Here is a 22,885-nt window from a genome sequence, read left to right as displayed (position 1 = left end):
TTAGCGGTCCACATCTGACATAACAAAATCGATACTACCCAGATACACAATCAGGTCGGAGACCAGACTGCCGCGGATGGCGGACGGGATCTGCTGCAGGTGCGCAAAGCTCGGCGTACGCACGCGGGTACGGTAGCTCATGGTGCTGCCGTCACTGGTCAGGTAGTAACTGTTAATACCCTTGGTCGCTTCAATCATCTGGAAGGATTCTTGCGCCGGCATGACCGGACCCCAGGAAACCTGCAGGAAGTGGGTGATCAGGGTTTCGATATGTTGCAGCGTGCGCTCTTTCGGTGGCGGCGTCGTCAGCGGGTGATCCGCCTTGAACGGGCCTTCCGGCATGTTGTTGAGGCACTGCTCAAGGATGCGCAGACTCTGGCGCAGCTCTTCTACTTTCAGCATCACGCGGGTGTAGCAGTCGGAAACACCGCCGCCCACCGGGACTTCAAAGTCGAAGTTCTCGTAGCCAGAGTAAGGACGGGCTTTACGCACGTCGAAATCAATACCGGTCGCACGCAGACCTGCACCTGTCGTCCCCCACTCCAGCGCTTCTTTCGCGCCGTAGGCAGCAACGCCCTGGGAACGGCCTTTCAGGATGGTATTGCGCAGCGCGGCTTTCTCGTAAGAGGCCAGACGTTTTGGCATCCAGTCAAGGAATTCACGCAGCAGACGGTCCCAGCCGCGCGGCAGATCGTGTGCCACACCGCCGATACGGAACCAGGCCGGGTGCATACGGAAACCGGTAATCGCTTCCACCAGATCGTAGATTTTCTGACGGTCGGTGAAGGCGAAGAAGACCGGGGTCATCGCGCCGACGTCCTGAATGAAGGTGGAGATATACAGCAGGTGGCTGTTGATACGGAACAGCTCTGACAGCATGACGCGAATCACGTTAACGCGATCCGGCGTAACGATACCCGCCAGTTTCTCAACGGCCAGCACGTATGGCATCTCGTTGACGCAGCCGCCGAGGTACTCAATACGGTCGGTATACGGAATGTAGCTGTGCCAGGACTGACGCTCGCCCATCTTCTCAGCACCACGGTGGTGGTAACCGATGTCAGGTACGCAGTCGACAATCTCTTCGCCATCAAGCTGAAGAATAATACGGAATGCACCGTGCGCAGACGGGTGGTTCGGACCGAGGTTAAGGAACATGAAGTCCTCGTTGTCGGTACCGCGCTTCATGCCCCAGTCTTCCGGTTTGAAGGTCAGCGCTTCCATCTCCAGATCCTGCTTGGCTTTGGTCAGCTCAAACGGATCGAATTCGGTGGCACGTGCCGGGTAGTCTTTACGCAGCGGGTGGCCTGTCCAGGTCTGCGGCATCATGATGCGCGTCAGGTGCGGGTGGCCGTCAAAGGTCATGCCGAACATTTCCCAGGTTTCACGCTCGTACCAGTTGGCGTTCGGGAAAAGTTTGGTGATCGTCGGCAGATGCATGTCGTTTTCAGACAATGCCACCTTGAGCATGATATCCGTATTACGGTCTATTGAGATCAGGTGGTAGAAAACGGAAAAATCCGCAGCAGGGAGACCCTGGCGGTGGGTACGCAGACGTTCATCCATGCCGTGTAAGTCAAACAGCATGACGTACGGTTTTGGCAATTTCTTGAGGAAATCGACAACTTCCAGCAATTGCTCACGCTTCACCCAAACAACGGGTACCCCGGTGCGGGTAGCCTGAACAGTAAAGGCATCCGGCCCAAAACGGTTGCGCAGTTCGCCAATGACTGGGTCATCCAGATGATCCCGGGTCTGCCAGGCGGCTTCTTGCGCGGTTAAGTCGGTCATATTGTTCACCATTGCAAATGGTCCGTGGTGACTGTTGAGCCTGGCTTCGCGCTATTTGAGTAGTGATATGCGAAGGTGTTCTCCAGGCCTACAGGCGCAAATTAAATTTCGTCAGGCGTACGCAGATTGGTGACGGCAATACGTTCACCACGTTTACGCTCGCGCTCAGACTGCATGTTCGCGCGATACACACCCTGATCGCCAACAACCCACGACAGTGGGCGACGTTCTTTACCGATAGACTCCTGCAGCAGCATCAGCGCCTGCATGTAAGCTTCCGGACGTGGCGGACAACCCGGGATGTACACATCCACTGGGATAAATTTATCTACGCCCTGCACGACGGAATAGATGTCGTACATACCGCCAGAGTTTGCACATGCGCCCATGGAGATAACCCATTTAGGCTCCAGCATCTGGTCATAAAGACGCTGAATAACAGGTGCCATCTTGGTAAAGCAGGTACCGGCTACCACCATCAGGTCAGCCTGACGTGGTGAAGCACGCAGTACCTCGGCCCCAAAACGCGCAACGTCATGCACCGCAGTGAATGACGTCACCATTTCAACGTAGCAGCAAGAAAGGCCAAAGTTGTACGGCCAGATGGAGTTCTTACGACCCCAGTTGACCATATCGTGCATGGCATGTTCGAGTTTGCCCATGTACACGCTTTTATTGACTTCTTGCTCCAGGGGGTCGGTTACGATCTCCTGTTTTTGCAGGGGGTAACGGTCATTCTCACCGTTAGGATCTATGCGGGTGAGCGTATAATCCATCTTATTGCCTCGCTGTTACTGCTGACGATTAGAGATACTGTTTTCCGGATTGATGTGTTCACGACGTGAACGCGCAGGCGTCCAGTCAAGCGCGCCAATACGCACCAGATAAACCAGACCGGCCAGTAGCACTAAAATGAAAATTGCGGCCTCGACAAAGCCCACCCAACCACTTTCGCGGATGGAAGTTGACCATGCGAAAAGGTAAAGCGCTTCCACGTCGAAGATGACGAAGAACATGGCTACCAGATAGAACTTGGCAGACAGGCGTAAGCGAGCGGTACCTACTGAATCAATACCTGATTCGAAAGGTGTGTTTTTGTGCCTTGCACGGGCGCGACCGCCCAGGAACCAGCCGCCGACTAACATCAGGCAGCACAGGCCAATGGCTACAATAAGAAAGATTGCGAATGCCCAGTGATGAGCGATGACTTCTGTGGATGTTGACATACTCATTGCTTACTCATCAAAAGTGATACCAACGACACTGCTCTTGCTGGCAGATGGGCATCACATCGATTCATGGGGAGGAACAAATAACCTTACACTAACTGTCAGAAATGAGACGTAGACAGCAAAATGATGGGGTTTTTTACTCCTTTCTATAACCTATTGTCAACTTTAACAAAGGTTTCTTCACATTAAATTACATCGAGCGATTCTCATTAACATTTGGTGCCCTTTAACCCTGGTGGGTGCATGACTTTCCGTCAAATGTATGTTGTTGAATCGTGTCCGTTTCGGAAGTAAAAAAAATAACCCTCCTATTTTGACAGGATTTGCCAACGATTCCTCCCCCCAAATAGGAGTATTTTCTTGATCTGTGACACGCTTTTGTTAATTCAACCAGGAAAACGGCAACATATTTCCTGTTTTTTTAACATGGGAGGGATGTGGTTGAAGTTAGAACGGAAAACGGACAAGTTTTAAGCAAAAGCATTTAGCATGTTGATAAATATGAAGTATCCTGAAAATCCATACGCCATAAGCGGATATTTTTGCTAAAAAAAAGCCACTGCATGTGAAAATCACACGAGTGGCTTTTTTTACACTTACATTTTGTTACCAGAATTTTGAGCTATCGATCACTCGAAATCCCCTTCAACGATCAGGGAATCATCCCCCCCTTCGGAGGTAACGCGTTCGAACTGCCACGGGTTATGGTAGTTTTCCATCGCCTCGAACACCACTTTGGCCAACTCGTTATGGCTGGACGAATTGTGGCAGAGCAGATACTCCGTATCCGGCAGCGCAGGAAGACCATCGGATTTTCCCAGGACGCGCAGATCGGGGCTCATCATCTCAACCGGACGGGCCGTCACACCCAGACCGGCCTTCACGGCAGCACGGACCGCTGGCAGCGTGGAAGCCACATACGCCAGACGCCACGGAATGTTGGCCTCATTCAGTGCCGTGAGCACCATATCGCGGAACGGGCTCGGGTCATCCAGTAAGACCAGTGGAACCGGCTCCCCTTTTTGCAGCACATATTCGGCCGCGCAATACCAGTGCGTAGGCGATGTACGCAGCGTCAGGCAGTCAAACTGCCCGGGACGATGCGTGGTGACCACCAGGTCAACTTTATTCTCATTTAACATCTCAACCATAAAGGCATTACGCTTTACGCTAACGTCCAGCGCAAGCTTCGGATAAACCGAACTAATACGATTGAGTAGAAACGGCAATATAGTATCCGCTGACTCATCAGATGCGCCTAACGTTAGCACCCCTTGAAGGTTGCTAAACATTAATGACATACATGCTTCATCATTAAAGCGAAGAATTTTCCTGGCATAACCCAGAAGCTGAATACCGTGTTCCGTTAAGAGCTTATTACGCCCATGACGCGCAAAAAGCTCTTTACCAACCAGTTGCTCCAGCCGCTGCATTTGCTGGCTGACGGCAGACTGAGTTCGGCAAACGGCGGCAGCAGCGGCTGCAAAAGTGTTGAGATCGGCGACCGCAACAAACGTTCTCAGCAGATCGAGGTCGAGATTCATTATCGGACGATTTGCATTTATCATATCTATTCACTTTCAGGTTGCTCGTGCGGAGCTGCCCGGGTTGAAGCTGTGTGTGTACAGTTAAGCAATTCCCTCTGAAGATTTTCCCTCGCATCCCGGCCCGGCAGACTGCCTGACAGATAGTTATTGTGCTGCTTTATATCAACAGTCAGAAAGCACGTTTCATGACGTTATTTTTATTCTCTTAAACGTTCAGGATATTTAGATGTTCGCAGGTTTATGTAAATTACATTAAAGGTATAACACCTTTTCTGCCATCTGTATCGCAGCGCTGTCAACGTAGCAGGAGATGTTCGACACATTCCAGCCAGAGATAACTCCAACAATAACAATCAATTAATGAGGAAAACCAGTCACAGATATACAAAAAACGTGTATCTGCACTCTGCTTTCCTGGAAGACATCTTAACCCAAATCCACTTTATTTATAAGTCTTATTGCAATATTGAGGATTAAAGAAGAATGTTAAGCTTCTAAACTAATTTTATTAGAATTAACTAAAGTTGCATTTTTTAGGTTAATAATAAATAAATTTTAATTTAGATTAAGACCATTCATTAATGGCACTTAACATTAATTTCACATGAGTAACTTTTAGCCACAGCATGCTATTACAGAAACAGGTATCAAGCATTCAGGTTTAACGAAATGTCACTCAGGGTGATTGCCACCTTTGTCCTGCTTCCCACCTATTTTTACCAGCACAATATACACAATTTTGACAAATGAATAGCACATTTAACCCAATATGGCACCATGCGCACAACTTTAAGCCAGCATAAAAGCATACACCCAGAGAAAAAGATTTATCAAAATTTTGCTCCCGGCACAAAATCTTCTACTGCACACCCTTCAAAACGAAGCGAGGGGGGAGTACATTATTCCGTGCTGACTTCCACGGCAGGGAGTGGCAATCATAGCGAAAAGGTTAAAGGTTCATGTCCCCTATCGAAAAATCCAGCAAGCTAGATAACGTCTGTTATGACATCCGCGGCCCGGTTCTAAAAGAGGCAAAACGCCTTGAAGAAGAAGGCAACAAGGTTCTGAAACTCAACATTGGTAACCCAGCGCCATTTGGTTTTGAAGCGCCGGATGAAATTCTGGTTGATGTGATCCGCAACCTTCCGACTGCACAAGGCTATTGCGATTCAAAAGGACTTTACTCCGCACGTAAAGCCATCATGCAGCACTACCAGGCACGCGGTATGCGTGATGTTACCGTTGAAGATATCTATATCGGCAACGGCGTCTCCGAACTGATCGTGCAGGCGATGCAGGCACTGCTGAACAGCGGTGACGAAATGCTGGTACCCGCGCCGGACTATCCGCTGTGGACGGCAGCCGTGTCACTGTCCAGCGGTAAAGCGGTGCACTACCTGTGCGACGAGTCCTCTGACTGGTTCCCGGACCTCGATGATATTCGCGCGAAAATTACGCCCCGCACGCGCGGCATCGTGATCATTAACCCGAACAACCCAACGGGCGCGGTATACTCGAAAGAGCTGCTGATGGAGATCGTCGAGCTGGCCCGTCAGCACAACCTGATCATTTTCGCCGACGAAATCTACGACAAGATCCTGTACGACGCGGCACAGCACCACTCAATCGCTGCGCTGGCCCCGGATCTGCTGACCGTCACCTTTAACGGCCTGTCTAAAACCTATCGCGTGGCCGGTTTCCGTCAGGGCTGGATGGTACTGAACGGTCCGAAAAAGCACGCCAAAGGCTATATTGAAGGGCTGGAGATGCTGGCCTCCATGCGTTTATGCGCCAACGTTCCGGCGCAGCACGCGATCCAGACGGCGCTGGGTGGCTATCAGAGCATTAGCGAGTTCATCGTTCCCGGTGGTCGCCTGTACGAACAGCGCAACCGTGCGTGGGAACTGATCAACGATATTCCTGGCGTCTCCTGCGTGAAGCCGAATGGCGCGCTCTACATGTTCCCGAAAATTGACGCGAAGCGCTTTAATATTCATGACGACCAGAAAATGGTGCTCGATTTCCTGCTCCAGGAAAAAGTGCTGCTGGTTCAGGGTACGGCGTTTAACTGGCCGTGGCCGGATCACGTGCGTATCGTGACGCTGCCGCGCGAAGATGATCTGGAAATGGCCATCAGCCGCTTCGGGCGCTTCCTCTCCGGATACCATCAGTAATCTTAAAATCAGGCTACTTCGGTAGCCTGATTTGCATCTTCCCTCCCCTCCCCGCACAATGAACGCCTGTCGCAGTGAAGACAAAAGGTACCCTATGAGTCAGAGTCATTTCTTTGCCCACCTCTCCCGCCTGAAACTCATCAACCGCTGGCCGCTGATGCGCAATGTCCGCACGGAAAATGTGTCAGAGCACAGCCTGCAGGTTGCGATGGTTGCTCACGCACTGGCCGCCATTAAAAACCGCAAATTCAACGGTCAGGTCAATCCAGAGCGCATTGCCCTGCTGGCGATGTACCACGATGCGTCAGAAGTGCTGACCGGCGATCTGCCTACGCCGGTAAAGTATTTCAACTCGCAGATTGCGCAGGAATATAAGGCCATCGAGAAAATTGCCCAGCAGAAGCTGATTGACATGGTGCCTGAAGAACTGCGCGACATCTTTGAGCCGCTCATCGATGAGCATCAGTACACGGAAGATGAAAAGTCGCTGGTCAAACAGGCCGACGCGCTCTGCGCCTACCTCAAGTGTCTGGAAGAGTTGTCCGCGGGGAATAACGAATTTTTACTGGCAAAAACGCGTCTGGAAAAAACGCTGGAATCCCGCCGCAGCGAAGAGATGGATTACTTTATGCAGGTGTTTGTACCGAGCTTCCATCTGTCGCTGGATGAGATTAGCCAGGATTCGCCACTCTGATTTTCGCCCAGCGGCGCTGCGCTTGCAGGGCCTACGGGATTGTAGGCCGGGTAAGGCGTAGCCGCCACCCGGCAAAATGCTCAGAACGGGAACAGAACCGGTATCAATATCACGCATACCACCATCACCAGCACGGTGAACGGCACGCCCAGCTTCACGAAATCACTGAATGTGTAGTTCCCCGGCCCCAGCACCAGCGTGTTCACAGGTGAAGAAACTGGCGTCATAAATGCCGCTGAGGCCGCCATTGCGACCATCATCGCAAAAGGATACGGCGACACGCCCATGGATTTGGCCATCGCCAGCGCAATCGGCGCCATCAGTACCGCCGTCGCGGTATTGGAGATAAACAGACCGATAGTGGCGCACATGATAAACAGGCAGACCATCATCATATAAGGCCCATACCCGCCGCCCACGTCCATTAAGCCTTTAACGATCAGATCCACCCCGCCGGTTTTTTGCAGCGCCAGGGCGAAGGGCATCATCCCGACAATGAGAATAATGCTCGGCCAGTGAATGGCTTTATAGGCGCTTTCGGCGTCAATACAGCGGAATTTGCCCATCAACAGGCAGGCAATAATTGCCGCGACCGGATTGGGGATCTCATCGGTCAGCATCAGCGCCACCATCAGCACCAGACAGAAAATTGCGTGCGGGGCCTGGCTGTGGGCCGGGGAGGCGTCGCTCTCCTCAACAGGCATGTTGAGCACCACAAAATCACGCCCTTTTTGCCCGAGCTGGCTTATCAGCTTCCAGTTACCGACGACGAGAAAAATATCGCCCAGCAGGATCGGTTCATCCACCACTGCACCTTCCATCGCTACGCCATCGCGCTTCAGCCCCACGACGTTCAGGCCATAGCGGGTTCGGAACCCCATTTCCCGCACGGTTTTGCCCAACAGTTCCGATTCAGGGATGAGCGATACTTCGGCCATGCCAACATCCAGCGCCTGATCGGAGAAATACTCCCCGCGCAACACCATTGGTTCCAGCAGCTGTTCGCTGCAAAACTCGCGCAGATCCACGTCCGCGGTGGACATATCAATCAGGAGGACGTCCCGTGCGCGGAATTCCGACACCCCGTTGACGTTGACAATCACCCGGCGAAAACGACGCCAGCGCTCTACGCCGATCACATTCGCGCCATAGCGCTCACGCAGCTTCAGGTCATCCAGCCGCTGCCCCACCATCGGCGAGCCAGGACGAATAGCCAGACGGCGCGCGCGCCCGGTAAGGCGGTACTCTTTAATCAAATCGCGGAAGGTGCGTCGCTTCCACCCTTCCTTATTTTTTTCCTGTTTTTCACCTTTCAGGGCAAACCGGGTCAGCAGCATGTAGACCACGCCCAATACCAGAATGACCAGCCCCAGCGGGGTGACGCTGAAAAAGCTGAAGCCCTCAAATCCTTCGCGGATCAGTTCGCTGTTGACGACCAGGTTCGGCGGCGTTGCCACCAGCGTCATCATGCCGCTGATCAAACCGGCAAAACTCAGAGGCATCATCAGGCGTGACGGCGAGCTCTGCATCCGCATGGAGACGCTCAGCACCACCGGGATAAAGATGGCGACCACGCCCGTGGAGCTCATAAACGCCCCCAGCCCGGCGACGGTCACCATCAGGTAGATCAGCATTTTGGTTTCGCTGTTGCCCGCCACCTTCACCAGCCACGACCCCATGATGGTCGCCACACCGGTGCGCACCAGCCCATCGCCGATGATAAACAGGGCAGCAATCAGGATAACGTTGGGATCGCTAAATCCGGAGAAGGCTTCCGGTAGCGTGAGCGTACCGCTCAGCACAAACGCGACGATGACAAACAGGGCGACGGCGTCCATGCGTACCTTGCCCGTTGCAAAAAGAAGGATGGCGATTAAAAGCAGGCTCAGGACCCAAATCAGTTCACCGTTCACAACTTATCCTTGTCAGTGGAAGATGAGGAATTTTGCCATAAAAAAGCCCCAGCAATGTGGGGCCATATCATGGGATTACACTTTTAGCGAGACGGTTACAACTCCGTCAGAGGCTTTTGAAACAGACAGGGCCGTCAGTGAATCCAGCACCAAATCTGCCTCGTCCAGCCGGGGGGATCCGGCCGGAACGTTAACAGCGATGACGTGACTTCCTGCGTTCAGCCCGGCCAGTACGCCAGCGGCAGCGTCTTCCACCACCACACACTCTGCGGGGTCGAGGCCCAGCAGTTCAGCCCCCAGTAAAAATGCATCGGGTTCAGGTTTGCCGCGCTTAACGCGCTCCGCGGTGATAAACACTTCCGGTTTCGGTAAACCTGCTGCCTTATGACGGGCGTGGGCAACCGGAATGGAGCCTGAGGTGACGATAGCCCACGGGATCTGCGCCTCGTTCAGATGCTCAAGCAGCTCGCGCGCGCCCGGTAACGCAGTAATGCCGTCCGTATCCGTGGCTTCAATGTGTTCCAGGTATTTGAACTCCGCCTGAATTTCTTCCTCAGAACGTCCGGCCAGGAAGTGCCGTAACGAGGTAATGGCCTGTTTGCCATGGATAAAATTCAGCACCTCCTGATGGTCGATGCCATGTCTGTCAGCCCAATGGCACCAGGAACGCTCCACAACCGGCAGCGAATCCACCAGCGTACCGTCCAGATCAAACAGAAAACCTCTACACTGCACACGCACCTCCGTCAGGCATTAATGATTTGTTGAATTTCGTTGCTGCTTAAATGGTACTGACGCGGGCAGGCATGCCACGCGCTCAGCATACGCTGATATTTATCCCACATCGGAGTCTGCGCGTTGAAGCCGTGGGTGCCCGCGTCAAAGTGGGTATAGCGCCCTTCCGTATTCACCATAAAGCGAACATAGCTCAGATAACGCGCTTCCGTTGCGGCATCAAAGCCTAAGAAGGTCACGCGGCGCTCGTCAATGGACTGCTGATCTTTGAGATTCGTCCAGGAGACGTGCAGGGCGTGATACATCTCCATAATGTCGATCACGATGCGGCAGGTTTCTTCTTTCAGCTCGCCAAACTCGCGGTCCAGTTCGCGCATTTGCAAACCAAAACCGCGTTCGACGATGGTCTGCAGGCGGCTGTAGCGCGCAGCGTTATCGGGATCAAGCATAGTCATCATTTTGTACTGATTGGACAAAATCAGACGTTGAGCATGGGTCATTTCCATCTTTCGACTCCTGTAGCGCATTGCACTTAAAAAAAAGACACGGTAACTGATTGTTACTGTGCCCTCTTTTCGTCGTCGTTTCGATGATCAATCACAAGTCATCGAGGAATGTTTTATCGAGTTGCTTAAAAGCACGCTTTAACGTGTCCGCCAGCGCCTGGTAATCCGGCTTGCCTTCCACCGGGGCGAGCGCCTGCCCGGCCTCCTCCAGTTTTCCGCGCACTTCATAAAACCAGTGTAAAATAGAAGGGGGAAGCGGGGTGATGGACCGTTTACCTAACCACCACAGTCCCTGCATCGGCAGGCTTAATGCGAAGAGCGCCGTGGCGACCGCAGGTCCAAGCTGCCCACCCAACGCAATCTGCCAGCACAGCGTAAAGATAGCGACAGGCGGCATAAAGCGAATCGCATAGCGCGTGGCGCGGATGGTGCGATTCTCAATAAACATAGGCGCAAGGCGCTTTTCCATCGGCCACGTCTTTGCGTAATGCTGTCCCCGACGAAACAGACTAAAGAAATTTACGGACGGGTTCTCTGGTGTCGACATGGCTGTACCTCAACTTCACATATAAAAATTAAAATTTTCGTGCAAAACCACAACAAGCTATGACAACGTTCAAAATATTTTGTCATCTCTACCCCGTATCGGGTATCCTGTGCCAGCCTGATAGGGCCATAGACGAGAATCATTAACTCGTCAAATTATTGCATATTATGCCATTGGCTGAAAATTGTGCAAAATGGCATAAAATCATAGTTATTTCTTCCATCATGCCACAATGTTCGTTTGGCATGATGTTAATCATAAATGTCTGAGTCATCATGCGTTACGCTGTTAGACTCACTGACGTTTTTTTAGCCACGTATCAATAATAGGTACTTCCATGTCGAGTAAGTTAGTACTGGTTCTGAACTGCGGTAGCTCCTCACTGAAATTCGCCATCATCGATGCGCTCAACGGTGACGAATACCTCTCTGGTTTGGCCGAATGTTTCCATCTGCCTGAAGCACGTATCAAGTGGAAGATGGACGGCAGCAAACAAGAAGCGGCTTTAGGTGCAGGCGCCGCTCACAGTGAAGCGCTGAACTTTATCGTTAACACTATTCTGGCACAAAAACCAGAACTGTCTGCTCAGCTGACTGCGATTGGTCACCGTATCGTCCACGGCGGCGAAAAATACACCAGCTCTGTCGTTATCGACGAGTCTGTGATTCAGGGTATCAAAGACTCTGCATCCTTCGCACCGCTGCACAACCCGGCTCACCTGATCGGTATCGCTGAAGCGCTGAAATCCTTCCCGAATCTGAAAGACAAAAACGTGGCCGTGTTCGACACCGCGTTCCATCAGACCATGCCGGAAGAATCTTACCTCTATGCCCTGCCGTACAGCCTGTACAAAGAACACGGCGTACGTCGTTATGGCGCACACGGCACCAGCCACTTCTATGTAACTCAGGAAGCGGCAAAAGTGCTGAACAAGCCGGTTGAAGAAGTGAACATCATCACTTGCCACCTGGGCAACGGCGGTTCTGTTTCTGCTATCCGTAACGGTAAATGTGTTGATACCTCCATGGGTCTGACCCCGCTGGAAGGTCTGGTGATGGGTACGCGTTCCGGTGACATCGACCCGGCGATCATCTTCCACCTGCACGACACCCTGGGCATGAGCATTGACCAGATCAACAAAATGCTGACCAAAGAGTCTGGCCTGCTGGGTCTGACCGAAGTCACCAGCGACTGCCGTTATGTTGAAGACAACTACGCAGACAAAGAAGACGCTAAACGTGCAATGGACGTTTACTGCCACCGTCTGGCGAAGTACATCGGTTCTTATACTGCGCTGATGGAAGGCCGTCTGGACGCGGTTATCTTCACCGGTGGTATCGGTGAGAACGCAGCGATGGTTCGTGAACTGTCCCTGGGTAAACTTGGCGTTCTGGGCTTCGAAGTTGATCACGAGCGTAACCTGGCTGCCCGCTTCGGCAAGTCTGGCTTCATCAACAAAGAAGGCACCCGCCCGGCTATCGTTATCCCAACTAACGAAGAGCTGGTCATTGCGCAAGACGCGCACCGCCTGACTGCCTGATTCCACACCGCCAGCAATGCTGGCGGTGCTGTTTTGTAACCCGCTACATTTGGGCGGTAACGAAAGAGGATAAACCGTGTCCCGTACTATTATGCTGATCCCTACCGGAACCAGCGTCGGCCTGACCAGCGTCAGCCTTGGCGTTATCCGTGCTATGGAACGCAAAGGCGTTCGTCTGAGCGTCTTTAAGCCAATCGCCCAGCCACGTGCCGGTGGCGATGCGCCAGACCAGACCACCACCATCGTTCGCAAGAATTCCAATCTGCCAGCGGCTGAACCGCTGAAGATGAGCCACGTTGAGTCTCTGCTGTCCAGCAACCAGAAAGATGTGCTGATGGAAGAGATCATCGCCAACTACCATGCTAACGCGCAAGACGCGGAAGTGGTGCTGGTTGAAGGCCTGGTCCCGACGCGCAAACACCAGTTCGCCCAGTCTCTGAACTTTGAAATCGCGAAAACCCTGAACGCAGAGATCGTTTTCGTGATGTCTCAGGGCACTGATACCCCAGAGCAGCTGAACGAGCGTATCGAACTGACGCGCAGCAGCTTCGGCGGCGCGAAAAACACCAACATCACCGGCGTGATCGTGAACAAACTGAACGCACCGGTGGATGAGCAGGGTCGTACTCGCCCTGACCTGTCCGAGATCTTCGACGACTCGTCCAAAGCGAAAGTCATCAAAGTTGACCCGGCTAAGCTGCAGGAATCCAGCCCGCTGCCAGTACTGGGCGCGGTGCCATGGAGCTTCGATCTGATTGCCACCCGTGCAATCGATATGGCGCGTCACCTGAACGCCACCGTGGTTAACGAAGGCGACATCAACACCCGCCGCGTGAAGTCCGTGACCTTCTGTGCGCGCAGCATTCCGCACATGCTGGAACACTTCCGCGCAGGTTCCCTGCTGGTGACTTCCGCAGACCGCCCTGACGTGCTGGTTGCAGCCTGCCTGGCCGCGATGAACGGCGTGGAAATCGGTGCGATCCTGCTGACCGGTGCCTACGAGATGGACCCACGCGTCAGCAAGCTGTGCGAACGCGCGTTCGCCACCGGCCTGCCGGTCTTCATGGTGAACACCAACACCTGGCAGACCTCCCTGAGCCTGCAGAGCTTCAACCTCGAAGTGCCGGTTGATGACCACGAGCGTATTGAGAAAGTTCAGGAATACGTTGCAGGCTACATCAACGCAGATTGGGTCGAATCCCTGACTGCGACCTCCGAGCGCAGCCGCCGTCTGTCTCCTCCAGCATTCCGTTACCAGCTGACCGAGCTGGCGCGTAAAGCAGGCAAACGCGTTGTTCTGCCAGAAGGCGACGAACCACGTACCGTTAAAGCGGCGGCTATCTGTGCAGAGCGCGGCATCGCGACCTGTGTGCTGCTGGGTAACCCGGATGAGATCACCCGTGTTGCGGCGTCTCAGGGCGTTGAGCTGGGCGCTGGCATCGAAATCGTTGACCCGGAAGTGGTTCGTGAAAGCTACGTTGCCCGTCTGGTTGAGCTGCGTAAGAGCAAGGGCATGACCGAAGCCGTTGCGCGCGAACAGCTGGAAGACAACGTGGTGCTGGGCACGCTGATGCTGGAGCAGGACGAAGTTGACGGTCTGGTTTCCGGTGCGGTTCACACCACGGCGAACACCATCCGTCCACCGCTGCAGCTGATCAAAACCGCACCGGGCAGTTCTCTGGTTTCTTCCGTGTTCTTCATGCTGCTGCCTGAACAGGTTTACGTTTACGGTGACTGCGCGATCAACCCGGATCCAACCGCAGAGCAGCTGGCAGAAATCGCTATCCAGTCCGCGGACTCTGCGATTGCCTTCGGTATCGAACCGCGCGTAGCGATGCTCTCCTACTCCACCGGCACCTCGGGTGCAGGTAGCGACGTAGAGAAAGTGCGTGAAGCGACCCGTATTGCTCAGGAAAAACGTCCTGATCTGATGATCGACGGCCCGCTGCAGTACGACGCCGCGGTTATGGCTGACGTTGCGAAATCCAAAGCGCCGAACTCGCCGGTTGCAGGTCGCGCTACCGTGTTCATCTTCCCGGATCTGAACACCGGTAACACCACCTACAAAGCGGTACAGCGTTCTGCAGACCTGATCTCCATCGGGCCGATGCTGCAAGGGATGCGCAAACCTGTGAACGACCTGTCTCGTGGCGCACTGGTAGACGATATCGTTTACACCATCGCGCTGACGGCGATCCAGTCTTCGCAGCAGCAGTAATGTTAAAAAGCCCGGTGGCGCTAGCGCTTACCGGGCCTACGGTTTTGTAGGCCGGATAAGCGAAGCGCCATCCGGCAAGAAAGGCGACCACTTAACCGGTCGCTTTTTTATTTACAGCAGCTCGCGCGCCGCCGACACAATGTCATGTGCCGTCAGGCCATACTCCTTCTGCAGGAAATCCTGCGTCCCTACCTGACCGTAGCGCTCCTTGACGCCCACCCGCCGCATCGGTACCGGGCAGGTTTCCACCAGCACTTCCGCCACCGCCGACCCCAGGCCGTTGTGAATGCTGTGGTTTTCACAGGTGACGATGCGTCCGGTTTTCTCGGCGTAGTTTTTCACCAGCATCCGGTCGATGGGCTTCAGGGTAAACATGTCGATGACCGCCGCGCTGACGCCCTCTTGCTCCAGCTGGCGCGCCGCTTCCAGCGCTTCCGCCACCATGATGCCGTTGGCAATCAGCGTAATATCGGTTCCTTCACGCAGCACGTTGCCTTTGCCGATGGTGAAGGTGGAACCCGGGGCATACACGCTCGGCGCCTGCTTACGGATGGTCCGCACCCAGTAGAAGCCTTCGAGGTCGATAAGCTGGCGCAGCACGTCCTCGAACATCACCGCGTCGGTCACCTCCAGCACCACCGAATGCGCCAGACCGCGTACGATGCCCATATCCTCAAACGACATATGCGTTCCGCCGTTGTGGCAGGCCGTCACGCCCGCGTCCGAGGCAATCACCTTCACATTGTTGCGCTGATAGTCCAGGGACATAAACAGCTGGTCAAAGCAGCGACGGCTGGCAAACGCGGTGAAGGTGTGCACGAACGGCTTGCGTCCGGTCAGCGACAGCCCCGCCGCGGTGCCAATGACGTTGGCCTCCATAATGCCGCAGTTAATCACGTGCTGCGGATAATCGCGCGCCACGCCGTCCATCGCCATCGAGCTCATCAGGTCTGCTTCGAGCGCAATGATGTCACTTCCGGCCTCAATCTGCTTTGCCACGAAGCCAGCGTAAACTTTACGCATCTCAACGGCGTCTTTCTGTCCTGCCGGTGCAACCTTAATCATGTGAAGCCTCCAGTTGGCGAATCGTCTCGTTGAGGGCCGCTTTGCTCTCCGCGGTCAATCGCAGGTGGTGCGAGTTGCCGAGCTGCTCCAGATACGGCACACCCTGCCCTTTGATACTGTCGAGGATGACGACTAACGGACGCGCATCAGCAGCCGGAACCCGCGACGTCACCTCCAGCAGCACAGGAATGTCGTCCCCCTTCACCGTCACCACATCAAAGCCAAAGGCGCGGAATTTGCCCTCCAGGTCAAACGCGCTGATGATCTCGTCCAGCTCGCCGTCGAGCTGCTGTTTGTTCCAGTCGACAAATACCGTCAGGTTGTTCAGGCGATGGTGGGCGATAAACTGGAACGCCTCCCAGCACTGCCCTTCGTTCAGCTCGCCGTCGCCGACGATGCAGAAGACCCGATTCGGTCGCCCGGCCAGCCTGTGCGACAGCGCCATGCCGCCCGCGATGGAGATCCCCTGCCCCAGCGAACCGGTGGTGGCATCCACGCCGCGCGTTTTCAGGCGGTCCGGGTGGCTCGGCAGGCGCGTGCCGTTCTGGTTCAGCGTGCTCAGCTCTTCTGTCGGGAAGTAGCCCTTGATCGCCAGGGTGCTGTAGAGCGCCGGGCCCGCATGGCCTTTCGACAGGACAAAGTAGTCTCGCTCCGGCCAGTCCGGATCCGCCGGGTCGATTTTCATCACCGCACCGTACAGCACGGCCAGGGTTTCTACCACCGACATGCTGCCCCCGTAGTGGCCAAAGCCCAGTTGCGTCAGGGATTTCAGCGTCTCAAGACGAATCTGACGCGCGAGTTCGGTTATCTCTTTCTCATTCATGATTTGGCTCCGGTGTTTTCCTGCGCGTTACCGCCCGCAGGTTTGTTTTTCGCGAAGACGTTGTACGCCACCAGCAGCGCGAACAGCGCCACGACCAGCCCGGTGATGGCAAGCGGCGACAGGAAGCGCGCCAGGTTGCCGAGGACAATCCCGACCGCGCCGAAGTCGGCGTCAGAGAAGGTGGTGTTGGCAAAGCCAATGGCGCCCAGTACCGGCAGCAGCAGGACCGGCAGGAAGGTAATCAGCAGGCCGTTGGCAAAAGCGCCAATCATCGCCCCGCGCCGTCCGCCGGTGGCGTTACCAAACACGCCCGCCGTTGCGCCGGTGAAGAAGTGCGGCACGACGCCCGGGAGGATCAGCACCCAGCTAAACTGACCGCAGATGAACAACCCCACAATCCCACCAAGGAAGCTGAACAGGAAGCCAATCAGCACCGCATTTGGCGCATACGGATAGACCACCGGGCAGTCCAGCGCAGGACGCGCATTGGGTACCAGCTTTTCCGAGAAGCCGGTAAAGGCAGGAACGATTTCCGCCAGAATCAGGCGTACGCCCTGCAGGATGATGAACACGCCTGCCGCAAAGGTAATCGCCATGATGATGGCGTAGACCAGGTAGTTCTGACCGCCGCTGAAGGTGGCCTCCACGTACTCGCGCCCGGCGCTCACCGCCATGATCAGGTAGATAATCATCATGGTCAGGGAGATGGAGATCGAGCTGTCGCGCAGGAAACTCAGGTTCTTCGGCAGGTTCATCTCTTCCGTTGAGCGGGAGCCTTTGCCGACCTTGCTGCCAATCCAGCCGGACAGCACGTAGCCCAGCGTGCCGAAGTGACCGAAGGCAATCTCATCATTGCCGGTAATGCGCTTCATGTAGCGCTGGGCAATCGCCGGGAAGAAGGCCATGATCAGGCCGAGGATCAGCGAGCCGGTAAAGACCAGCCCCACGCCCTCAAAGCCTGCGACCGTCAGGATCACGCCAATCATGCACGCCATATAAAACGTGTGGTGTCCGGTCAGGAAGATATACTTCAGGCGGGTAAAGCGAGCGACGATAATATTCGCCACCATGCCGAAAGCCATAATCAACGCGGTCGCTGCACCGTATTTTTCCAGCGCAATGGACACTATCGCTTCATTGTTTGGAATAATGCCCTGGATAGTAAAGGCGTGTTCAAACATCCCGCCTAATGGATTTAATGACCCCACCAGCACCGTGGCACCGCCGCCCAGCACAATAAAGCCCAGGATAGTTTTAATTGTTCCTTTCACCACGTCGGAAAACGCTTTTTTCTGCGCAACCAGACCGATTAACGCGATTAAACCGACCAGCACCGAAGGGACTTTTAAAATATCAACAACGAAATTCAGCGTTTCAAGGATAAACATATCCACCTCGCCTTATCAGGGTTATTGTCTTTCGAACCAGCCGCGCAGCTGCGCTTCAAGTTCGTTAATGTCGATGATGTTGTTGATCACCACCAGCTGGCTTTCCGGCAAGCTGGCGCTGGCGGCAATGTCTTTTGCCATCACGAACAGATCGGCCGCGCCCGGCGTGGCCGAGGAGAGATCGGAGTGTTCAACCTCAGCTTCAATCTCCAGCTTTTTGAGCACCTTTTTAATATTCATTTCGACCATAAAACTACTGCCCAGGCCAGAACCACAAATAGCCATGATTTTCATTGTTGTCCCCTTATTTTGAGTAGAGTACGCCCCATCACGCTGACGCGTAATGTTGTGAAAAACCGGATTAAAGAATTAAATCAGAAGCGGTTAATAATCGTTTTAATTTCCTCCAGGGTATTCACCTGATGCAGTTCGTCCATATCGGTATCGCTGGAAAATAACTCTGCCAGCGACGAGATCATCTCGATATGGCTATTTTTGTCGGGTGCCGCGAGCATAATAATGACGTCGACAGGGTCAAACTCACCGGCACCAAACGAGACGCCCTGTTTTAGTTTTAATAACGACAACCCCAGTCCTTTGGCGCCTTCCTCCGGCCGCGCATGCGGCATCGCCAGCCCTGGTGCCAGCACATAATAGGGTCCTAACGTGTGGTGCTGCTGGATGATGGCCGTGACGTATTCAGGCTCAATCACCTGCAAATCCAGCAGCGGCTTCGCGCACAGCTCCAGCGCCTGCGGCCAGCCTTCCACGCTCTCCTGCAGCGTGATGGTTGTATCATATATCCATTTTTTGAGCACTTTTCACTCCCGCGACACGCTTTAGATGAGCAAACTTTATTCAACGCATCAGTGATTGACTGCGATCGCGATCACAAAGATAGCGCTACCAATCGTTATCGTGCAGAAATGTGATAGCGCTATCAAATTGCAATCACGTTGCTAAATCACAGCAAAAAAAGGGATTTAAGGCGTATACTGCCTGTCACGTGAAACGAAGGAAAAGAAGAACGCGTCTGGTCAGCAGGAAGGTGTATGTCTCTAACCCGAAAACGGCGCAGTACTGGTAAAGTGACACTCGCCGATGTCGCACAGCTTGCCGGTGTGGGCACGATGACCGTGTCCCGTGCGCTTCGCACGCCCGAGCAGGTTTCCGATAAACTACGAGAAAAAATTGAAGCTGCCGTGCAGGAGCTGGGTTATATGCCTAATCTTGCCGCCAGTGCCCTGGCCTCGGCGTCGTCCTGGACGATAGCCATGGTGGTGCCCAACCTCTCCGAAGCAGGCTGCTCGGAGATGTTCGCCGGGCTACAGCAGGTGCTGCAACCTGCCGGGTATCAGATCATGCTGGCTGAGTCCCAGCATCGTCTTGAGCAGGAGGAGAAACTGCTGGAGACGCTGCTGGCGTCGAACATTGCCGCCGCTATCCTGCTCAGCGTTGAACATACCGACACTGTTCGCCACTGGCTGAAAAACGCCTCAATTCCGGTGATGGAGATGGGCGCCATGCGCGCCGATCCGATTGATATGAATATCGGGATTGATAACGTGGCGGCCATGTATGAGCTCACGGAGATGGTCATTAAGCGCGGCTATCAAAATATTGGCCTACTGTGTGCCAATCAGGAGCAGTGGATTTTCCAGCAGCATCTGCAGGGCTGGTACAAAGCCATGCTTCGCCACCATATGTCGCCGAACCGGGTCATTAACGCGGCGATGCCGCCGAGCTTCTCGACCGGCGCGGCGCAACTGCCCGAGTTCCTGCTGGCCTGGCCGGAGCTGGATGCGCTGGTGTGCGTCTCTGACGAGCTGGCCTGTGGCGCGCTGTACGAGTGCCAGCGCAGGCGAATCAAAGTGCCGGACGATCTGGCGGTGGTAGGTTTTGGCGATAGCGACGTGAGCCGCGTCTGTCAGCCGCCGCTGACGACCATGGCGGTGCCGCATCGTAAGATTGGAATTGAAGCCGGGAAAGCGTTACTGGAGCGCCTGAATGGCGGAGACTGGCGCGATCAAAAGCCCATCGCGTCCAGTCTGTGTCTGAGAGAGAGTTGCTGAAGCTTACTCAGCCTCTTCCTCTTTCTCTGATTTGGTCGATTCGTTATTGGCGTTGCGGCTCATCCAGAGCGCCAGCGCTTTTAACGAATCCGGCGTGAACTCGTCGCAGCGCGCGGTGATCTCCTCCGGCGTCATCCAGTTCACTTCGCTGACTTCGTCTTCCTGCAGGGCGAACGGGCCGTGAGAGACGCAACTAAACAGCCCGCCCCAGACGCGACAGTGTTCATCCTCGAAATAGAACTGCCCGTGCTCGGCAAACGGCACACCGGCAATGCCTAACTCTTCTTCCGCTTCACGACGCGCGGAATCCAGCAGCACTTCATCCGCCTGGACGACGCCACCTGCAGTAGCATCCAGCATACCCGGGAGAAAATCTTTCGTGTCCGTGCGGCGCTGAACCAGAATTTTACCCATACCGTCATGCACAACGATATATGTCGCACGGTGACGCAGGCGCTCCGCACGCATTTGCTCGCGGCTGGCCTGCGCGATCACTTCATTCTCTTCGTTGACAATGTCAACCCACTCTGTACTTGCCAAATGACTCTGCTCCACCATCGGGAAACCTTCTCTTCTAAGCGCTCTTTCGGCGCGTTTGCAGTTGAGGTGTAACTTACGGATTAATCGCTACCTGCGCAATAACTTGCTGATCATTAAGTGCGATAACGCTCAGGGTATTTCCTTCCAGCATGCCGTAGCTCGCAGGATATCCGCCTTTTGGGATGCTGACCGAGCCCGGATTAAAGTGATAAATCTCACCGCGCTTTTCAGCAACCGGAATATGAGTATGACCGTAAACCAGGACATCGCCAGCCGCGAGCGCCGGAAGATTATCCGGGCTAAAAAGATGCCCATGGGTCAGAAACAGTCGGCTTTGTTCCAGCAGCACCTGCTGCCACGGCGCAGTAAGGGGAAAATGCAGCAGCATCTGGTCCACTTCGCTGTCGCAGTTGCCGCGAACGGCGATGATGCGCGAGGCATACGGGTTGAGCTTTTCCGCGACCTGCGCAGGGGCGTAGCCTTCCGGCAGCGCGTTGCGCGGGCCGTGATTGAGCACGTCGCCCAGAATAATCAGCCACTGCGCGCCGCTTTGTGCAAACAGGGAGAGGACACGCTCGGTAGCGGGCAGCGATCCATGGATATCCGACGCAAACATCAGTTTCATCAGTCACTCCTCGGGAAAACAGACTGCCCCCATCATACCTGAAGCGTCAGGGCTTATCAGCCCGCACGCTTAGCCGAGAGTGCCACATAGCGCTGCACGGAGGCACGCTGCCACTGAAACGCGGCATAATCCACCAGCAGCTGCGGCACCTCATCGCCGTTGAGGATCAGGCGGTTTAGCATCAACGCCAGATCGGCATCAGCAATGCACCACTCGCCGAACAGGTTCGGGTTGCCGTGTGCGAGGAGCGAGGTGGCGGTTTCAATGAGTTTTTGCGCGCTTTCTGCACCTTCTGCGCTGAGAGCTGGTTTTTTCACCCCGGCAAACACGACGTCCGTGGAGCGTTCGACGCGAATCGGTACCAGATCGCTTCGCAACCACGCCTGGATCTGCCGCGCCCGGGCGCGTTTTTGCAGGTCGTGAGGATAGATGCGCTCCCACTCCGGCGGCGCGAACCGATCTTCCAGATATTCATCAATCGCCGAGGATTCGCTCAGGGCAAAACCGTCAATCTCCAGCACCGGCACGCGTCGGGTCAGGTCGTAACCCTGCCACTGCGGTTTAAGATGTTCACCGCCGTCGAGATCAACGGTCTTCAGCGTAAACGTGAGCCCTTTTTCGGCCAGCGCAACGTATACGCTCATAACATAGGGAGAAAAGAAATTCGCATCGGACCACAACGTGATGACGGGCTGGTTCATAACATCCTCATAGGCTGATCGGTTTTTACTCAACATATAATCTCTTTGCCTCGCTGTCACTTGATGAAAACTCACGATTTACAACAACCACCTATACTCATTTGTCATGGCACCACTCTTCGCATGGACAGGAGTTGAGAATGATCGACCTTTATTACGCCCCTACCCCAAACGGCCATAAGATCACCCTCTTTCTTGAAGAAGCCGAGCTGGATTACAGGATCATTCGCGTGGATATCAGCAAGGGCGAACAGTTCAGCCCTCTCTTTCTGGCTATCTCGCCGAATAATAAAATCCCGGCCATTATTGATAACCAGCCGGCGGACGGGGGCAGACCGTTGAGCCTGTTTGAATCCGGTGAAATTTTGCTCTATCTGGCAGAGAAAACCGGCAAGTTGCTGAGCGGCGAGCTGCGAGAGCGTCACCATACCCTGCAGTGGCTCTTCTGGCAGGCGAGCGGGCTGGGGCCCATGCTGGGTCAAAACCATCACTTTACTGCTTACGCCCCGCAGCCCATTCCCTATGCGATAGAACGCTATCAGGTCGAGACGCAGCGGCTCTATGACGTTCTGAACCGTCGGCTGAAGAAAACGCCGTGGCTCGGGGGGGATCATTACAGCATTGCCGATATCGCCTGCTGGCCATGGGTGAATACGCATGAAAAACACCGAATTGACCTGGCCTCTTACCCGGCGGTGAACAACTGGTTTGAGCGCATCCGGACCCGCCCGGCGACCGAGCGGGCGATGCAAAAAATCCAGCAGATTTAACCCT

General features: G+C 54.5%; 22 protein-coding genes. 6 read left to right on the top strand and 16 right to left on the bottom strand.

What is annotated here, in order from left to right; genetic code table 11:
• From nuoC to lrhA, 4 genes are all read right to left on the bottom strand, one after another.
• Entirely contained in the window at nt 1-1,803 is a 1,803-nt protein-coding gene (gene nuoC, locus DOU50_RS23495) for an NADH-quinone oxidoreductase subunit C/D (protein ID WP_023312537.1), read from the bottom strand.
• 89 nt (nt 1,804-1,892) lie between these two features.
• Nucleotides 1,893-2,567, bottom strand: a complete 675-nt coding sequence (nuoB, locus tag DOU50_RS23490; RefSeq protein WP_003861482.1) for an NADH-quinone oxidoreductase subunit NuoB — start codon at nt 2,565-2,567, stop codon at nt 1,893-1,895.
• 15 nt (nt 2,568-2,582) lie between these two features.
• Nucleotides 2,583-3,023 (bottom strand): NADH-quinone oxidoreductase subunit NuoA, encoded by a 441-nt coding sequence (nuoA, locus tag DOU50_RS23485; protein ID WP_006176516.1) that lies wholly within the window; start codon nt 3,021-3,023, stop codon nt 2,583-2,585.
• 629 nt (nt 3,024-3,652) lie between these two features.
• Nucleotides 3,653-4,591 carry a transcriptional regulator LrhA gene (gene lrhA, locus DOU50_RS23480; protein WP_021241557.1) on the bottom strand — a complete coding sequence of 313 codons (939 nt, stop codon included), beginning with the start codon at nt 4,589-4,591 and terminating at the stop codon, nt 3,653-3,655.
• 938 nt (nt 4,592-5,529) lie between these two features.
• Here lrhA and alaA point away from each other — a divergent pair.
• Together alaA and yfbR are read left to right on the top strand one after the other, a co-directional pair.
• Nucleotides 5,530-6,744, top strand: coding sequence for an alanine transaminase AlaA (gene alaA, locus DOU50_RS23475; RefSeq protein ID WP_008500204.1), 1,215 nt, complete (start codon nt 5,530-5,532; stop codon nt 6,742-6,744).
• 94 nt (nt 6,745-6,838) lie between these two features.
• Nucleotides 6,839-7,438, top strand: coding sequence for a 5'-deoxynucleotidase (gene yfbR, locus DOU50_RS23470; RefSeq protein ID WP_024908967.1), 600 nt, complete (start codon nt 6,839-6,841; stop codon nt 7,436-7,438).
• An 80-nt stretch (nt 7,439-7,518) separates the two neighbouring features.
• Here the strand turns inward: yfbR and DOU50_RS23465 are convergent, their stop codons facing one another.
• The 4 genes from DOU50_RS23465 to yfbV form a co-directional block, all read right to left on the bottom strand.
• Nucleotides 7,519-9,351, bottom strand: a complete 1,833-nt coding sequence (locus tag DOU50_RS23465) for an SLC13 family permease (protein WP_061714714.1) — start codon at nt 9,349-9,351, stop codon at nt 7,519-7,521.
• Nucleotides 9,352-9,426: 75 nt separating this feature from the next.
• Complete coding sequence (locus DOU50_RS23460; protein ID WP_148770472.1) at nt 9,427-10,086, bottom strand: sugar phosphatase; 660 nt, start codon at nt 10,084-10,086, stop codon at nt 9,427-9,429.
• An 11-nt stretch (nt 10,087-10,097) separates the two neighbouring features.
• The gene (locus tag DOU50_RS23455; protein WP_008502874.1) at nt 10,098-10,592 is read right to left on the bottom strand and encodes a YfbU family protein; all 495 of its coding nucleotides are present in this window, start codon (nt 10,590-10,592) and stop codon (nt 10,098-10,100) included.
• A gap of 91 nt (nt 10,593-10,683) precedes the next feature.
• The gene (gene yfbV, locus DOU50_RS23450; protein ID WP_008502875.1) at nt 10,684-11,139 is read right to left on the bottom strand and encodes a terminus macrodomain insulation protein YfbV; all 456 of its coding nucleotides are present in this window, start codon (nt 11,137-11,139) and stop codon (nt 10,684-10,686) included.
• A 337-nt stretch (nt 11,140-11,476) separates the two neighbouring features.
• On the opposite strand from yfbV, the gene ackA reads away from it, so the two are divergent.
• Nucleotides 11,477-12,679 carry an acetate kinase gene (ackA, locus tag DOU50_RS23445; RefSeq protein ID WP_024908964.1) on the top strand — a complete coding sequence of 401 codons (1,203 nt, stop codon included), beginning with the start codon at nt 11,477-11,479 and terminating at the stop codon, nt 12,677-12,679.
• 76 nt (nt 12,680-12,755) lie between these two features.
• Nucleotides 12,756-14,897, top strand: a complete 2,142-nt coding sequence (pta, locus tag DOU50_RS23440) for a phosphate acetyltransferase (RefSeq protein ID WP_032646614.1) — start codon at nt 12,756-12,758, stop codon at nt 14,895-14,897.
• Between the two features lie 111 nt (nt 14,898-15,008).
• Here the strand turns inward: pta and DOU50_RS23435 are convergent, their stop codons facing one another.
• The 5 genes from DOU50_RS23435 to DOU50_RS23415 all read right to left on the bottom strand — a co-directional run bounded on the left by DOU50_RS23435 (nt 15,009) and on the right by DOU50_RS23415 (nt 18,991).
• Nucleotides 15,009-15,962: a transketolase family protein gene (locus DOU50_RS23435; RefSeq protein WP_090419965.1), complete on the bottom strand. Its 954-nt coding sequence runs from the start codon at nt 15,960-15,962 to the stop codon at nt 15,009-15,011.
• A complete protein-coding gene (locus DOU50_RS23430; RefSeq protein WP_048992664.1) occupies nt 15,955-16,785 on the bottom strand; it encodes a transketolase in 831 nt (276 codons plus the stop codon). Before DOU50_RS23430 ends, DOU50_RS23435 begins: the two co-directional genes overlap by 8 nt.
• A complete protein-coding gene (locus DOU50_RS23425) occupies nt 16,782-18,173 on the bottom strand; it encodes a PTS ascorbate transporter subunit IIC (protein ID WP_023312548.1) in 1,392 nt (463 codons plus the stop codon). Before DOU50_RS23425 ends, DOU50_RS23430 begins: the two co-directional genes overlap by 4 nt.
• Nucleotides 18,174-18,194: 21 nt before the next feature.
• The gene (locus DOU50_RS23420; RefSeq protein WP_148770470.1) at nt 18,195-18,467 is read right to left on the bottom strand and encodes a PTS sugar transporter subunit IIB; all 273 of its coding nucleotides are present in this window, start codon (nt 18,465-18,467) and stop codon (nt 18,195-18,197) included.
• Between the two features lie 80 nt (nt 18,468-18,547).
• Nucleotides 18,548-18,991, bottom strand: coding sequence for a PTS sugar transporter subunit IIA (locus tag DOU50_RS23415; protein ID WP_024908959.1), 444 nt, complete (start codon nt 18,989-18,991; stop codon nt 18,548-18,550).
• Between the two features lie 234 nt (nt 18,992-19,225).
• On the opposite strand from DOU50_RS23415, the gene DOU50_RS23410 reads away from it, so the two are divergent.
• Nucleotides 19,226-20,245, top strand: a complete 1,020-nt coding sequence (locus tag DOU50_RS23410; RefSeq protein ID WP_024908958.1) for a LacI family DNA-binding transcriptional regulator — start codon at nt 19,226-19,228, stop codon at nt 20,243-20,245.
• Nucleotides 20,246-20,248: 3 nt separating this feature from the next.
• Here the strand turns inward: DOU50_RS23410 and yfcD are convergent, their stop codons facing one another.
• The 3 genes from yfcD to yfcF are packed head-to-tail and all read right to left on the bottom strand — an operon-like array spanning nt 20,249 to nt 22,111.
• Nucleotides 20,249-20,803: an NUDIX hydrolase YfcD gene (yfcD, locus tag DOU50_RS23405; RefSeq protein WP_148770468.1), complete on the bottom strand. Its 555-nt coding sequence runs from the start codon at nt 20,801-20,803 to the stop codon at nt 20,249-20,251.
• 55 nt (nt 20,804-20,858) lie between these two features.
• Nucleotides 20,859-21,410 carry a phosphodiesterase gene (gene yfcE, locus DOU50_RS23400; RefSeq protein WP_148770466.1) on the bottom strand — a complete coding sequence of 184 codons (552 nt, stop codon included), beginning with the start codon at nt 21,408-21,410 and terminating at the stop codon, nt 20,859-20,861.
• A gap of 56 nt (nt 21,411-21,466) precedes the next feature.
• Nucleotides 21,467-22,111, bottom strand: coding sequence for a glutathione transferase (gene yfcF / locus DOU50_RS23395; RefSeq protein ID WP_032646620.1), 645 nt, complete (start codon nt 22,109-22,111; stop codon nt 21,467-21,469).
• A gap of 140 nt (nt 22,112-22,251) precedes the next feature.
• Here yfcF and yfcG point away from each other — a divergent pair, with 140 nt between their 5' ends.
• On the top strand, nt 22,252-22,881 hold the full coding sequence (gene yfcG / locus DOU50_RS23390; protein WP_032646621.1) for a GSH-dependent disulfide bond oxidoreductase: 630 nt from the start codon (nt 22,252-22,254) through the stop codon (nt 22,879-22,881).
• Nucleotides 22,882-22,885 lie beyond the last annotated feature (4 nt).

It is taken from the genome of Enterobacter sp. C6, assembly GCF_008122455.1.
Lineage (GTDB): Bacteria > Pseudomonadota > Gammaproteobacteria > Enterobacterales > Enterobacteriaceae > Enterobacter > Enterobacter pseudoroggenkampii.
This window is presented reverse-complemented; position numbering and strand designations above follow the sequence as displayed.